Consider the following 14,261-nt stretch of genomic DNA (forward strand, 5'->3'; position numbering starts at 1 on the left):
TTATTTACTCTCTAAATTGACAGAATTTAAACGGAGTGAATTTAAAATCACAGATAAAGAACTGAAGCTCATTGCTGCTGCTGCAATCATCGGTGATAAAAGAATTCCAAAGAAAGGATACAATAATCCTGCCGCAACGGGAATCCCTAAGACATTATAAATAAAGGCAAAAAACAGGTTTTCTTTAATGTTTTTCAGGAGTTTCTCGCTTAATAATTTTGCTTTGGCAACTCCAAGAATATCCCCTTTTAATAAAGTGATTTCAGCGCTTTCAATCGCGACATCAGTTCCTGTCCCCATTGCGATTCCGATATTGGCTTGGGCAAGAGCGGGGGAGTCATTGATTCCGTCTCCGGTCATAGCCACGATTTTTCCTTGTTGCTGAAGCTTTTTCACTTCATTTAATTTATCTTCTGGATGGCAATTAGCTTTAAAATGTCTGATTCCCAATTCTTCTGCAACAGCTTTTGCAGTATGTTCGTTATCACCGGTCATCATTATAACATCTACGCCTTCGCTTAGCAATTGTTGCACAGCTTTTTTAGAACTTTCCTTGATCTTATCTGTAAAGCTGATAAACCCTAAAACGGTATTGCCTTGAGCAACATACGAAATTGTATGCGCTTTTGACTGAATTTCAATGGCTTTCTGTTTTAAATTTTCGGGAATTGTTATCTGATGGGAAATTAATAAACTTTCATTTCCAAGATAAACTGTTTCTCCGTTGATATTTCCTTTTACGCCTTTTCCTGAGATGTTTTCAAATTTCTCCACTTTTTCAGGAAGAATATTGTTGTTTTGAGCTTTTTTTATCACCGCATTGGATAAAGGATGTTCAGAATTTTGGTTCAATGAATAAGCTAATTTCAGGATTGAATTTTGATCTTTATGAAGTGTTTCAATATATTCTACAGATGGTTTTCCCTCCGTTAACGTTCCTGTTTTATCAGTAATTAGAACGTTTACTTTATTCATTTGTTCAAGCGCTTCCGCGTTTTTAATGAGAATGCCGTTTTGAGCGCCTTTTCCGATTCCGACCATCAGAGACATTGGTGTGGCTAATCCTAAAGCACATGGACAGGCAACAATTAAAACTGCAACTGCATTTACAAAAGCAAATAAGCTTCTTTTTCCTTCCGGCCCGAAAAACTGCCATAAAAGAAATGTAAGAACAGCAATTAAAATAACGGCCGGAACAAAAACTTTAGCAACCTTGTCCGTCAGTTTCTGAATCGGAGCTTTGCTTCGGCTGGCTTCATTTACCATTTTGATGATCTGTGAAAGCAACGTTTCATCACCCACTTTTTCAGCTTTCATAATGAATACCTGGTTTCCGTTGATAGTTCCTGAAGAAACCTTATCGTTAAGGCTTTTTTCAACGGGAATAGGTTCTCCTGTGATCATACTTTCGTCTACATAAGAGCTTCCTTCTGTGATTTTTCCGTCAACAGGAATTTTCTCGCCGGGTTTTACTTTTAACAGATCTCCTATTTTTACCTGCGAAAGCAGTACTTTCTTTTCTTCTCCATTTACCATAAGGTTCGCTTCATCTGGTGAAAGATTCATCAGTTCACGGATTGCATTTCCTGTTTTTTTATGAGCAGCAGCTTCCATAAGCTGGCCTAAAATCACCAATGTCAAAATCACGCAGACTGCTTCAAAATATAATGGGATCTCATGATTATGACCTCGAATTTCATGCGGAATCATATCAGGAAAAGCCAAAGCAACAATGCTGAAAATAAATGCAGCAGCAACACCTAATACAATTAAACTGAACATATTTAAATTCCAGGTTTTAAAAGAAACCCAGCCTCTTTTCATTAAGAACCATCCTGAATACAAAAGGACAGGAAGCGTTAAAATAAACTCAATAATGCCCTGAACCTGATGTGAAAAAGGAAAATTAATAAACATTCCGCCCATGGAAAGAATAAAAACGGGAATCGTAAAGGCTAAAGAAATGATGAATTTCCTTTTTAGCAACTTATAAGTTTCATCTTCACCGTCATTGTTGGTGTCAGGCATTTTTACTAAATCCATTCCACAGATAGGGCAATCTCCCGGTTCATCTCTGATGATCTCAGGATGCATCGGACAAGTGTATTTTGCTGCTTTTTTCTCAGGATATTTCACCAGATCCATTCCGCAGACCGGGCATCCGACATTGCTGTCGTATACTTTATCTCCTTCGCAATACATCGGGCAGTAATATTTTCCTGCCATTTCATCGGTAACTTTAGGAGCTTCATGATGATGACTGTGATCGTGAGAGTGATGATGTGAATGGTTTTCTGAGTTTTTAATCAGATCATCGGTAATTTCTTCCAAATGCATATGACAAACCGGACAATCACCTTTTTCGTCATAGATCTTGTCTCCTTCACAAAACATGGGACAATAATATTTCCCGATATTGTCTTTGAAATTTTCGGGTAAGTTCGTAGAAGAGTAGGTAGGTTTGTGATTAGGATCTTTAGCTAATTTTTCCTCAATAGGCACCAAATACATATTGCAAGTCGGACATCTTTTTCCCTGCTGAAAATATACTTTATCACCTTCACATTCCATCGGGCAATAATAGACAGATGATGGAGAGACTCTGTCTTGTGGTTTGACAAAAGCTTTTTCAGGATTATTCGGATCTTCTAATTTGTAATTTCCGATGTCTTCCAGTGCTTTATTTAAAGCATTTAATTCAATATCTTTTTCGGAAGTGATGGTCGCTGTATTTGTTTCTAAGTCAACATCAGCTTGTACTCCTTCAATGCTGTTCAGTTTTTCAGAAATCTTTTTCTGGCAACCGGAGCAGGTCATTCCGAGTATTTTATATTGTTTTTCCATGATCCTTTTAATTTATAGTACAAATTTCCAAAATACAACAGGAAGGTTGTTATAAATTTAAGGATAAAGTTTATAGAATTTGGCAGAGGATATAGAAAGGATTAGAGTTTTGATCATAAATTATCTTTCAAAACTCTAATAGGCTTAATTTTCAGACAAGATCTAACGGTTTTCTATTGTGAATCTTCAATTTTTTAAACTCGGTGGGAGTAAATCCAGAACTGTTTCTGAATTGTGATGAGAGATGCTGAACACTTTTATAACCAAGCTTTCCTGCAATTTCTGTCAGGGTAAATTCATTATATAAAAGAAGCTCCTTCACTTTTTCAATCTTCTGAAGAATAAAAAACTGCTCCAAGGTAATATTTTCGTTCTGGGAAAAAGTTTTTGAGAGCGAACTGTAATCTTTATGAAGTTTTGAGATTAAAAATTCCGAAAGAAGAAAGTTTTCATCAACATCAAGCTCACTTATTTTTACGATAATCAGATTTTTGATCTTTTCAACAAGCTGATGGGAAGAATCCTTTATTCTTTCAAAACCTGTCTCCAACAATTGTTTTTCAAGAGACTGAAGGTCTTGTTCCGAAAGGTCAGATTCTGTCTCCACTTCACCAAGATGAATAGATGCAATTTTGATATGAGCTTCATTAAAAATACCCGTCACCGCAGAAATACATCTGCCACAAACCATATTTTTTATGAATATCTTCATTGTTGATCCTGATTGTTTAGCAACCTGTCTTTTACAAATTCAACTTTTGTTTTCCCATGCGGAGCAGGATTTCCGTCCTGATCTAAATTTACCATTACAATTCGGTCAACTGTAATGATAGTTTGATGTGTCATTTTATTTCGTACATCACATCTTAAGGTAAGAGAAGTAGAGCCGAAAGCTGAAACTTCGATACCAATTTCTATAATATCACCTTGCTTTGCAGAGCTCACAAAGTTGATTTCTGAGATGAATTTTGTAACTACTTTTTTATTTTCTAATTGAATCACGGCGTATAACGCAGCTTCTTCATCAATCCACTGTAATAATCTTCCTCCAAAAAGTGATTGGTTAGGATTTAAGTCTTCAGGTTTTACCCATTTTCTAGTATGATAGTTCATATTCTAATAATTAGCAGCACAAATTTAGGATTAAAAACTAGTTTTTAGAGCTTAATAAGATTTAGTTATTGAAAAATAATGATTTGTTTTCTCAATTAAGGAGAGTAAAATGCAGGTTAAATATTATTCTACAGCACTTTTTTAATTTAATTCAATATTAAAAGAGAATTAATGATAAAAAAGCTTTGATTTGTTATTTTTAATTGTAACTTGCAATCGTTTATATTTGGAATCAATATTTGTTCATTAATTTATGTTGTTTTTCTTTTATATGCCAAATTTTTATTAATTTTTTAATTTTATTTAAAATGAACATTTTTGTTTCAAACATCAATTACGCAACTAAAGAATATGAGTTGCACGATCTATTCGCTGAATTTGGCGATGTAACATCTGCTAAAATTGTAACAGACAGAGAAACTGGTCGTTCTAGAGGTTTCGGATTCATCGAAATGGGTGACGAAGAAGGAGCTCAAGCTATTGAAGCTCTTAACCAAAAAGAACTTAACGGTAAAGTACTTAACGTGTCTGAGGCTAAGCCAAGAGAAGAAAAACCAAGAAGAAGTTTCGATAACAACAGAGGTGGTGGTTATGGAAACAACCGTGGAGGTAACGGTGGTGGTTACGGCGGAAACAACAGAGGAGGTAACGGCGGTGGAAATCGTTGGTAAAAAATATAAGCGGCTTTTCGGAGCCGCTTTTTTTTATGTTTTATTTTAAAAGAATTAGTCTTTTTTCTTCTTCTTTTTCTTTTCTTTTTCCTTGCTCTTCTTATCTTTTTTAGGATTTAAAATTTCTTCAGCATATTCTAGCTTCGGCTTTGCTGGCTTCAGTTCTATTTTAAGATCAAAATACCCTTTCAGATCATTTTGGGAAATCAGACTCTCACTGAACAAAAACTCCAAAACTTCCTTTCCTGAATCATTAAAGAAATTATGAGAAAGCTCTCTTAATAAAAACTTTCTATATTCTTCTATAGGAACAAGAACTGTATATTTAAAAATTCTTCCTTCTTTTTCTGTAGATAAATAGCCTTTTTCGACTAAAATTTTCAGGTAAGTAGAAACCGTATTCTGATGGGGTTTAGGTTCCGGATGCTGCTCCATAACATCTTTTAAGTAAAAAGACTCCAGCTTCCAAAATAGTTTCATTAAGTTTTCTTCTGCAGCGGTAAGATGATTGATTTTCATAGTAGATTCTTAATGTTGAAATTCTATATTGCAATATAGGTAAATAAAAGATACGATAAAAGCGATAAACGCTCCCATGAATACTTCTTTCGGGGTATGTCTTTTTAAAATAATCCGCGTAATCCCCACTAGAGCGGCAATTCCCAGCCAGATAAGCCCCGTAATTGGATTAATAGCATAAAATAGTGCTGCTACAAATATATTAAATGCCGTATGCATGGAGCTTTTAATGAAAAAATTACTGATCTGTAGAGCAAAAAGAAGAATTAGTATAGATACCATAACCAAATCAATATATCCGTTCTTGATATAATTAAACGCGATGTATGCGATGATACAGACCGCTATAAATATATATAAGGTCTTTCTCTGTACCCGGTTCGAAACATCCATATTGGTATATCTTCCTGTCTTTACATTCCAAATAAGCCATATAATAACAGGAACAATAACAAGTAATAGTATAGGTAAGAAATACAATAATGAATCTTTCAGTGAATAATTCTTTACACTCATATATAAAAAGAATATAAATAAAGAAAGTAAAGGATTAAAGAAATCTGAAATTATTTTTGATACTTTAAGGATAAATGAAGGCTGTTTTTCTTCCATGTTTTAGTTTGATAATGTAAATATAATATTATAAGGGCAAAAAAACAATGTAGATTTGATTGTGATTCATTTTTGAGATGCCTTAGATAATGTGGTGAAATTTATATTTATATTATTTCTTTGTGTTCGGAGTAGTTTTATTTTTAGATAGAGGGAAGCAAAGCGTTACAGTATTTTTTTTAAAATTTAAAAGACTTAACATTGAAATTTATAGAAATTGTACGGGAAAAGAACCTGTTGAAATTACCAAAAGATATGTTAACAATAATTAAAGATGAAAATAATAATGGAATAAAATGTAATGTTTTTTGATGTCATGTTTCATGAGTTATCTTAGGAAGCTTCTGCTGATAGGCCGATTTCTAAGATATGCTAGTAAGAAATAACAGTCAGTATACTATTAGATGAATACTTCCAAGGGTCGAAAATTAAGAATAATCCACGCTGCCTGCAAATATATTTTAGAGAAAAAACGAAAAGTTACTTATGCATACAATAAAAACAAAGTTTTTTTCATAATTTTGCTCAACTATTTCATAATAAATAAGCAAGAGCTCAACACATGAAAGAATTTTCTAAAGAGGTATACCTTAAGTGGTATGAAGATATGACTATGTGGAGAAGGTTTGAAGACAAATGCCGTTCTCTTTATCTAAAACAAAAAATCAGAGGTTTTTTACATTTGTATAACGGTCAGGAGGCTATTCCTGCTGGTTTCACGCATGCAATGGATTTAACTAAAGATAGTATGATTACTGCTTACAGATGCCACATCCATCCAATGGCGATGGGAGTAGATCCTAAAAGAATCATGGCTGAACTTTGTGGTAAAGCTACAGGTACATCCGGAGGTATGGGTGGATCTATGCATATTTTCAGCAAAGAGCACCGTTTCTATGGAGGTCATGGTATTGTTGGAGGACAAATTCCTTTGGGAGCTGGTATTGCTTTTGCGGATAAATTTTTCGACAGACAGGCTGTAAACATCTGTTTCTTCGGAGATGGAGCTGCAAGACAGGGGTCGTTACATGAAACATTTAACATGGCAATGAACTGGAAGTTACCTGTAATTTTCGTTGTTGAGAACAACCAATACGCAATGGGTACTTCTGTGAAAAGAACAGCTAACCACGAAGATATCTATAAATTAGGTTTAGGATACGAAATGCCATGTCTTGCTGTAGATGCGATGGATCCTGAGAAAGTGGCTGAAGCTGCTTATGAGGCTATCGAAAGAGCAAGAAGAGGAGACGGACCTACTTTCATTGAAGCTAGAACATACCGTTTCAGAGGTCACTCAATGTCTGATGCAGAACCTTATAGATCTAAAGAAGAAGTTGCTATTCATAAAAATGATGATCCTATTGAATTGATAAAACAAAGAATTTTATCAAACGGATGGGCTACAGAAGAAGAATTGGAAGCTACAGATAACAAATCCAGAGATTTCGTTGAAGAGTGCGTAGAGTTCATGGAAAACTCTCCTTATCCGGATGCAGAGAAAGTATATGAATATGTATACGCTCAGGAAGATTATCCATTCTTAGACAAATTAGAAAACTAAAATTAATAATTAATTTGAAGTTTGAATTTGAGTTTCCCTAATCTCAAATCTCGAATCTCAAATCTCAAATCAATATATATTATGGCAGAAGTGATTACAATGCCACGTCTTTCTGATACTATGACGGAAGGAAAAGTGGCTAAATGGCATAAAAAAGTAGGCGATAAGGTAAAGGAAGGTGATATCCTTGCCGAAATTGAAACAGATAAAGCGGTTCAGGATTTTGAATCTGAAATAGAAGGAACTCTTTTATATATAGGTGTAGAAGAAGGCAATGCAGCGGCTGTAGACTCAGTTTTGGCAATTATTGGTAATGAAGGAGAAGATATTTCAGGATTAACAGGTGGGGCGTCTGCTCCTGCTGCAGCTTCTGAAGAAAAAAAAGAAGAGCCTAAAGCAGAAACTGCTGCTCCGGAACAGGCATCTGCTGAAGTTCCTGCAGGAGTAGAAGTGATTACAATGCCAAGACTTTCTGATACAATGACGGAAGGAAAAGTGGCAAAATGGCACAAGAATGTAGGAGATACAGTAAAAGAAGGAGACCTTCTTGCTGAGATCGAAACAGATAAAGCGGTTCAGGATTTCGAATCTGAATTCAACGGGATCTTATTGAAGCAGGGGGTAGAAGAAGGAGGTGCTGCTCCAGTTGATACCGTTTTGGCAATTATTGGCCCTGCAGGAACAGATGTTTCTGGTGTAGGTGCTGCAAAACCAGTGGCTTCATCATCAGAAAAACCTGCTGAACAGAAAACTGAAGCTAAAGCAGAAGAAAAAGCGGCTCCGGTTGCAAGCTCTTCATCTACAGACAGAATTGCAATTTCTCCGTTGGCGAAGAAAATGGCTCAGGATAAAGGTGTTGATATCAACAGCATTCAGGGTTCAGGTGAAAACGGAAGAATTGTTAAAAAAGATATTGAAAACTATCAGCCAACTGCACAATCAGCAGCTTCAGCTCCGTCTGCAAGTCCTGCTACACAAGTTGCATTAAGCTTTGTTCAGGGTGAAGATACAGAAACTCCGAATTCACAGGTAAGAAACATTATCGCAAAACGTCTTTCTGAAAGTAAATTCTCTGCACCTCACTACTACCTAATGGTAGAGATCAATATGGATAAAGCAATTGAGGCAAGAAAAGAAATCAATTCTTTACCAGATACTAAAATTTCTTTCAACGATATGATCATTAAAGCAACAGCTGTTGCGTTAAGAAAACACCCACAGGTAAACTCAAGCTGGGCAGGTGATAAGATCATTCACAGAGGAAATATCAATGTTGGTGTAGCCGTTGCTATTCCTGACGGATTAGTAGTTCCTGTACTTAAAAATACAGATCAGATGAACTATACTCAAATTTCTGCTGTTGTGAAAGATATGGCTGCCAGAGCGAAGTCTAAAGGTCTTAAAGCAAACGAAATGGAAGGTTCTACATTCTCGATCTCAAACTTGGGAATGTTCGGAATTGAAACCTTTACAAGTATCATCAATCAGCCAAACTCTGCAATCCTTTCAGTAGGAGCGATCATTGAAAAACCGATTGTAAAAAACGGTCAGATTGTAGTTGGAAATATCATGAAGCTTTCATTAGCTTGTGATCACAGAGTCGTAGATGGTGCTACAGGAGCTCAGTTCTTACAGACATTAAAAACATATTTAGAAAGCCCATTAACTTTGTTACTGTAATTTTCTAATTTGTACCTATAAAAGCCTCTCAATTCGGGAGGCTTTTTTATTTGAGTACTTTATTCATTGTTTAGAATTCGATTTAAAATTATCTTATATTCCAAATCAATTTACTATTTTTGAATCATGATTAAAGCAAGAAATATCCATAAATCATATGGGAATTTGGAAGTATTGAAAGGAGTCGATATTCATATAAAAGTTGGAGAAGTTGTATCTATTGTAGGAGAATCCGGAGCAGGAAAGTCTACACTTTTGCAGATTTTGGGCACATTGGATCTTCCGACGAACTCGAAAAGTTTTGATACGGAAATAACGATTGCCGGAGAGTCTTTCATTAATATGAACGATAAGCAGCTTTCTAAATTCAGAAATCAGAATATTGGTTTTGTTTTTCAGTTTCATCAGCTGCTTCCGGAATTTACAGCTTTGGAAAATGTATTGCTTCCTACAAAAATTGCCGGAGTTAACGAAAAAGAAGCGATGGAAAAAGCTTATGCTTTGTTTGAAGACCTGAAAATAGAGCAGAGATTACATCATAAACCTAATCAGTTATCTGGTGGAGAAGCACAGAGAGTTGCTGTGGCAAGAGCTTTAATTAATTCTCCAAAAATTATTTTTGCAGACGAACCTACAGGAAATTTGGATTCAAAAAATGCAGATGATCTTCATCGTCTTTTTTTCGATTTGAGAGATAAATATAACCAGACTTTCGTGATTGTAACCCATAATCCTGGTCTTGCTGATATTACCGACAGAAAATTAGTAATGAAAGACGGAATGATTATCGAATAAACAGTTCCGCAAATGATGAAACACTTTATTTTTTTATTTTTCTTCCTTATTTCCTGTTCGAAATTTGAATCTCAGGCCAATACTGCTATTGATTATCTGCCAAAGTCGAAAATTCTGGAAGTAAAGAATTACATTAAAGGGAAAGATTATAATCAGAATTTAGCTGTTTTCATCAACTTTAAAATCTATTCGGGAAAGTACAGATATTTCGTTTACGATCTGAAAAACGATAAGATATTGCAAAAGGCGATTGTCGCTCATGGTGACGGTTCGGTAGTTAAAAATTCGAATGCTTTACAATTCAGTAATACTGATGGTTCCCACCGGTCATCTTTAGGGAAATATGAAATAAGAGAGAGCTATACAGGAAAATTTGGGAAAGCCTATCGATTGGATGGTTTAGATGAAACCAATAGCAATGCAAGATCAAGAGCTATTGTTCTTCATTCTTATTACTGTATTCCGGATAATGAATCTTCGGATCCTGCATGTCTGAGTTTCGGTTGCCCAATGCTATCAAAGAACGCATTTGATGAAACCGCAAGGTATATTGACTCATCAAAACAACCTATCTTGTTGTATGCTTTTTATTAAATTCATAACTTCCGTATAATTTATAATTCTAACAATGTCTATTAAATTTCTTGCTGAAGACGACAGACCGAGAGAAAAGTTTTTATCAAAAGGTAAAAACTCACTTTCTGATTCGGAATTATTAGCCATCATTATGGGAAGTGGAAATAAAGATGAAACGGCAGTTGAGTTAGCCAGAAAAATTTTGGCGTCAGTGAATAATAATTGGAATCAGCTGAGTTTACTTTCTTTAAGAGATTTAATGAAATTCAAGGGAGTGGGATCTGTGAAAGCCATTTCCATAGTAACTGCTTTAGAAATTGGGAGGCGAAGAACCGATCAGCAGCTTCCTGAAAAACGAGTGATCTCGAGCAGTAACGATGCTTATCTTACTTTAAAAAATCATTTGTCAGATTTAAGAACTGAAGAATTCTGGGCTATATTTTTAAATCAGAGCAATAGAATTGTTCATTTTACACAGCTCACACAAGGCGGGATAAATCAGTCTGTTGTAGATGTTAGAGTTCTTTTCAGAACCGCCCTAGATCATTTTTCTACGGGTATTATCATTGCCCACAATCATCCCTCCGGAAATCTCAAACCCAGTATAGATGATCTTGACATTACACAAAAAATAAAAGAAGCCGGAAATATGCTAAGTATTCAGCTATTGGATCATTTAATTATTACCCAAAATTCATATTTCAGTTTCTCAGACGAAGGATTATTATGATTAGGAGAGTAAAATACCACGAAATAGATTTTAAAAAATATTCTGACTGCCTGGAAAATTCTCAACAAAGAAAATATTCTGCGACAAAAGATTTCTTAGATATTACTTCCGGGAAACAATGGGAACTTTTGATTTACAATGATTATGAAGCTGTAATGCCGATCCCTTTTGTAAAGAAATATGGTGTTAAAATCGTACATAATCCAAGGCTGTGCCAGCAATTAGGAATATTTTCTCCTGAAGATAGTATCGAAGTTAATGAAAAATTTTTGCATTTTTTAAATGAAAATTATTTAGTAAGGATTTATACATTTAATGACACCAATTGCTTTAACTCAAAAATTGAATTAAAAAATAATTTTATTATTTATCCTGATTTATATCAAAATGTATATGCGAAATATTCTCCTAAAAGAAAACGGAAATTAAGACTAGATGAGGAAACTTCTGCTAATTCTGAAATAAAAGAGATTACTTATGAGGAGGCAAAAAACTTTATAAAAGCCAATTTTATCGGAACCAAAAATGAAGATGATACACTTAGCTTTATGAAGATTTTTGAATTATTTTTTAAAATGAAGTATCTTAAATTTTCAGCTTTCTATTATAAGTCGAAAATTATTAATATAATAGTCACTTTTTTTGATAAAAATACGGTTGCTCTTTTAGGAACTTTCAATGATAAAGAATATGTAAAATTATCGGGAGCCTCTGTTTTAATTGATAAAGCTATAAAAGAGGACATTCAGACTCACATCTTTGATTTTGAAGGAGGAAGCTTACCCAACATTGAAGAATTCTTCCGTGGCTTTCGTCCAGAGTTGAAGCCGTATAGTATTACAGAGAGTTCTAAAAAAGAATTGTTTAGAAAGCTTTTGAAACTCATTTTGAATGGTAAATTTTTCAAAAATTAATTGAACTGTTATTTAGATTTATTCTAATTGGGAGATTATTTTGTAACTTTATAGTAAATTATTACATAAGATCTAATGTTAAAGCAAATTCGAAACTATAAGCTGCCATATATTGTTTACAATTTTTTTAATAAAAGTAAATTAAAACATAATATCCCATTATATAAAAAGTACGGAATCAATAAAAATTACTTTTCAAGTATTTCCAGCAAAGATTTTGCTCATCTTCCTGAGAATGAAAGAAAAGTAGATGCCCATGCATTATCGGGAACCTCTTTTTACAAAAATCTTACTGAGGATAACAAAAAGAGTGTAATCAGTTTTGATGATAAAGGATATCTTATTCTAAGAAATTACCTAAGCTCTGAAACGGCTGATAAAATCAATGCAGAAATCGATCAGTTAATGGCAAACGGAACAATCAAATTCCGCTATGGAGGGAAATTAATGTTTGTCATTCATCATTCTGAGATCATTAAAAATATTGGAGATAATAAAGAACTTTTGGAATTTCTTTCCGTTCTAATAGATGGACAGGCAAAACTTTTTCAAAGCATTAATTTCATCAACGGAAGCCAGCAAAAGACACATTCTGATAGTATTCATATGACCACTTATCCTTTAGGAGGACTTTTGGGAGTATGGATTGCTTTAGAAGATATTGATGAAAGTAACGGAGCCTTACATTATATTCCTGAAAGTCATAAACTTCCTTATTTTTTAAATTCAGATTATGACAATGAAGGAAATAGCCTAAGAATTGGTAAGAAAAGCTATAAAGCATATGAAGAATTCCTTGAAAAAAAGGTGAAAGAATTAGACCTTAAAAAAGAAATTTTCAAGGCTAAAAAAGGAGATTTATTAATATGGCACGCCAATATTCTTCATGGCGGAGAGCCCCATTTAGATAAATCACGAACTAGAAAGAGTTTAGTTTACCATTATTTTGATGAAAATAGTGTTTGTTATCATGAGGTTACCCAGCGTCCTGCGCTTTTTGAATTGTAAAATATTTACTCATATTTTTATCATTGAATTTAAATTAACAGACATCACCTAAAATGCTTAAAAAAGGTAATCCTCTTTTTGTTTATTTCCTTTCTATCTACTTATGTATCATGTCCTATTATTTATATACTCACCAGTATTATAATGTAGACATAGAAGCATACATGGGCTTAGTGTATAAAGCAGAATATCCCGAGATGGGAATTAAAGAGATTCATGAAAAAGTATATACTGAATTGAAGGAGAAAAATCCAAAACACTTTGTATATGACTTATCTCACGAAGAGATTGCGAAAGGTGAAAATACTTATTATAAAGTTTTAGCAGAAAATCCCAAAGCATATGAAGAAGAATTACAACTTTTCTCTGTAAAACCTTTTTTTAATTTTATCAATTTAATATTTTTCAAGCTCGGTTTTGAAGCTTCAACTTCAATATTTTTGGTTTCTATAATTTCTTATGTTTTGATTCTTCTATTAGTTTTTAGATTTTTGACTAACATTTTAAGGAATCAAAATCTGGCAGTATTCATTACAATTATTTTATCATTATTCAAGCCTTTTCTAGAATCTAGCAGACATGCTTCACCGGATAATTTAGCTTGTTTGTTGCTTTTATTGAGTTTTTATTATTTTATTTTTAGAAAAAACTTTCTTCTTGCTACAATTTTTGCAATGCTTTGCATTTTTACAAGACCCGAATATTATATTTTTTATTCGTTTGTTTTTCTACTGATATTTGTATACAGAAAAAGCCTTAGAATCTCTGTTCGCGATTTGTGTTTTTCTTACTTTTATATAGGTTCTTCTTTTTTTCTTATACAATATTTTAATCAAATTTCGTGGTCAACATTATTCATGAATCAATTTACCCAGGTTCAGATTTATCCAATATCAAATCCTGACCCTTTTTATTTTTCTTCTTATTTTAATTTTTTAAAGAGCAATATATTGCTTGAGTTTAATGGCTCTTACTTTCCAATTTTATTACTTTTCATCACTATAATTCTTGCTGCTAATTTCAATGTTAAAAATCCAAAACTTAAACTTTACAGTTTATTTTTTGCAAGTATATATATAGCCGTTTTTATTCGCTTTTTAATATTTCCCAGTTTAGTCAATAGAATGATGTTGGGATATTATCTCCTAATAATTTTAGCTTTAATTTATATTCAATTCTCAAAAGAAGGTATTTTAAAAAAGAAAAATATAGAAATCAATTATTCTTCATAATAC

The 14,261-nt window shown here is 33.5% G+C and carries 14 protein-coding genes; 9 read left to right on the forward strand and 5 right to left on the reverse strand.

The annotated features are described in order from the left end of the window. The 3 genes from JI747_RS03515 to JI747_RS03525 form a co-directional block, all read right to left on the reverse strand. The gene (locus tag JI747_RS03515; protein WP_225686316.1) at positions 1–2,844 is read right to left on the reverse strand and encodes a heavy metal translocating P-type ATPase; all 2,844 of its coding nucleotides are present in this window, start codon (positions 2,842–2,844) and stop codon (positions 1–3) included. A gap of 151 nt (positions 2,845–2,995) precedes the next feature. Then, positions 2,996–3,556, reverse strand: coding sequence for a helix-turn-helix domain-containing protein (locus JI747_RS03520; protein ID WP_225686317.1), 561 nt, complete (start codon positions 3,554–3,556; stop codon positions 2,996–2,998). Continuing rightward, on the reverse strand, positions 3,553–3,957 hold the full coding sequence (locus JI747_RS03525; protein ID WP_225686318.1) for an acyl-CoA thioesterase: 405 nt from the start codon (positions 3,955–3,957) through the stop codon (positions 3,553–3,555). The genes JI747_RS03520 and JI747_RS03525 overlap by 4 nt, the downstream gene beginning before the upstream one ends. 308 nt (positions 3,958–4,265) lie before the next feature. On the opposite strand from JI747_RS03525, the gene JI747_RS03530 reads away from it, so the two are divergent. Then, positions 4,266–4,628: an RNA recognition motif domain-containing protein gene (locus JI747_RS03530; protein ID WP_225686319.1), complete on the forward strand. Its 363-nt coding sequence runs from the start codon at positions 4,266–4,268 to the stop codon at positions 4,626–4,628. Between the two features lie 54 nt (positions 4,629–4,682). Here the strand turns inward: JI747_RS03530 and JI747_RS03535 are convergent, their stop codons facing one another. Together JI747_RS03535 and JI747_RS03540 are read right to left on the reverse strand one after the other, a co-directional pair. Further along, a complete protein-coding gene (locus JI747_RS03535; RefSeq protein ID WP_225686320.1) occupies positions 4,683–5,147 on the reverse strand; it encodes a BlaI/MecI/CopY family transcriptional regulator in 465 nt (154 codons plus the stop codon). Between the two features lie 9 nt (positions 5,148–5,156). Beyond that, positions 5,157–5,759, reverse strand: coding sequence for a phosphatase PAP2 family protein (locus tag JI747_RS03540; RefSeq protein WP_225686321.1), 603 nt, complete (start codon positions 5,757–5,759; stop codon positions 5,157–5,159). Positions 5,760–6,321: 562 nt separating this feature from the next. Between JI747_RS03540 and pdhA the strand changes: the two genes are divergently transcribed. From pdhA to JI747_RS03580, 8 genes are all read left to right on the forward strand, one after another. Then, positions 6,322–7,323: a pyruvate dehydrogenase (acetyl-transferring) E1 component subunit alpha gene (gene pdhA / locus JI747_RS03545; RefSeq protein ID WP_225686322.1), complete on the forward strand. Its 1,002-nt coding sequence runs from the start codon at positions 6,322–6,324 to the stop codon at positions 7,321–7,323. 81 nt (positions 7,324–7,404) lie between these two features. Beyond that, positions 7,405–9,003, forward strand: a complete 1,599-nt coding sequence (locus tag JI747_RS03550; protein WP_225686324.1) for a pyruvate dehydrogenase complex dihydrolipoamide acetyltransferase — start codon at positions 7,405–7,407, stop codon at positions 9,001–9,003. Between the two features lie 126 nt (positions 9,004–9,129). After that, on the forward strand, positions 9,130–9,798 hold the full coding sequence (locus JI747_RS03555; protein WP_225686326.1) for an ABC transporter ATP-binding protein: 669 nt from the start codon (positions 9,130–9,132) through the stop codon (positions 9,796–9,798). A gap of 12 nt (positions 9,799–9,810) precedes the next feature. Beyond that, positions 9,811–10,392 (forward strand): murein L,D-transpeptidase catalytic domain-containing protein, encoded by a 582-nt coding sequence (locus JI747_RS03560; RefSeq protein ID WP_225686327.1) that lies wholly within the window; start codon positions 9,811–9,813, stop codon positions 10,390–10,392. A 34-nt stretch (positions 10,393–10,426) separates the two neighbouring features. Beyond that, complete coding sequence (radC, locus tag JI747_RS03565) at positions 10,427–11,104, forward strand: RadC family protein (protein WP_225686328.1); 678 nt, start codon at positions 10,427–10,429, stop codon at positions 11,102–11,104. Then, positions 11,101–12,018: a hypothetical protein gene (locus JI747_RS03570; protein WP_225686329.1), complete on the forward strand. Its 918-nt coding sequence runs from the start codon at positions 11,101–11,103 to the stop codon at positions 12,016–12,018. Before radC ends, JI747_RS03570 begins: the two co-directional genes overlap by 4 nt. 75 nt (positions 12,019–12,093) lie before the next feature. Then, the gene (locus JI747_RS03575) at positions 12,094–13,026 is read left to right on the forward strand and encodes a phytanoyl-CoA dioxygenase family protein (protein WP_225686330.1); all 933 of its coding nucleotides are present in this window, start codon (positions 12,094–12,096) and stop codon (positions 13,024–13,026) included. A 197-nt stretch (positions 13,027–13,223) separates the two neighbouring features. Then, the gene (locus JI747_RS03580) at positions 13,224–14,258 is read left to right on the forward strand and encodes a hypothetical protein (RefSeq protein WP_225686331.1); all 1,035 of its coding nucleotides are present in this window, start codon (positions 13,224–13,226) and stop codon (positions 14,256–14,258) included. Positions 14,259–14,261 lie beyond the last annotated feature (3 nt).

Source organism: Chryseobacterium tagetis (assembly GCF_016735585.2).
Lineage (GTDB): Bacteria > Bacteroidota > Bacteroidia > Flavobacteriales > Weeksellaceae > Chryseobacterium > Chryseobacterium tagetis.

Coding starts and splice junctions, on each gene's coding strand:
- JI747_RS03515 (WP_225686316.1), bottom strand. CDS start 2,844: ATGGAAAAACAATATAAAATACTCGGAATGACCTGCTCCGGTTGCCAG.
- JI747_RS03520 (WP_225686317.1), bottom strand. CDS start 3,556: ATGAAGATATTCATAAAAAATATGGTTTGTGGCAGATGTATTTCTGCG.
- JI747_RS03525 (WP_225686318.1), bottom strand. CDS start 3,957: ATGAACTATCATACTAGAAAATGGGTAAAACCTGAAGACTTAAATCCT.
- JI747_RS03530 (WP_225686319.1), top strand. CDS start 4,266: ATGAACATTTTTGTTTCAAACATCAATTACGCAACTAAAGAATATGAG.
- JI747_RS03535 (WP_225686320.1), bottom strand. CDS start 5,147: ATGAAAATCAATCATCTTACCGCTGCAGAAGAAAACTTAATGAAACTA.
- JI747_RS03540 (WP_225686321.1), bottom strand. CDS start 5,759: ATGGAAGAAAAACAGCCTTCATTTATCCTTAAAGTATCAAAAATAATT.
- pdhA (WP_225686322.1), top strand. CDS start 6,322: ATGAAAGAATTTTCTAAAGAGGTATACCTTAAGTGGTATGAAGATATG.
- JI747_RS03550 (WP_225686324.1), top strand. CDS start 7,405: ATGGCAGAAGTGATTACAATGCCACGTCTTTCTGATACTATGACGGAA.
- JI747_RS03555 (WP_225686326.1), top strand. CDS start 9,130: ATGATTAAAGCAAGAAATATCCATAAATCATATGGGAATTTGGAAGTA.
- JI747_RS03560 (WP_225686327.1), top strand. CDS start 9,811: ATGATGAAACACTTTATTTTTTTATTTTTCTTCCTTATTTCCTGTTCG.
- radC (WP_225686328.1), top strand. CDS start 10,427: ATGTCTATTAAATTTCTTGCTGAAGACGACAGACCGAGAGAAAAGTTT.
- JI747_RS03570 (WP_225686329.1), top strand. CDS start 11,101: ATGATTAGGAGAGTAAAATACCACGAAATAGATTTTAAAAAATATTCT.
- JI747_RS03575 (WP_225686330.1), top strand. CDS start 12,094: ATGTTAAAGCAAATTCGAAACTATAAGCTGCCATATATTGTTTACAAT.
- JI747_RS03580 (WP_225686331.1), top strand. CDS start 13,224: ATGGGAATTAAAGAGATTCATGAAAAAGTATATACTGAATTGAAGGAG.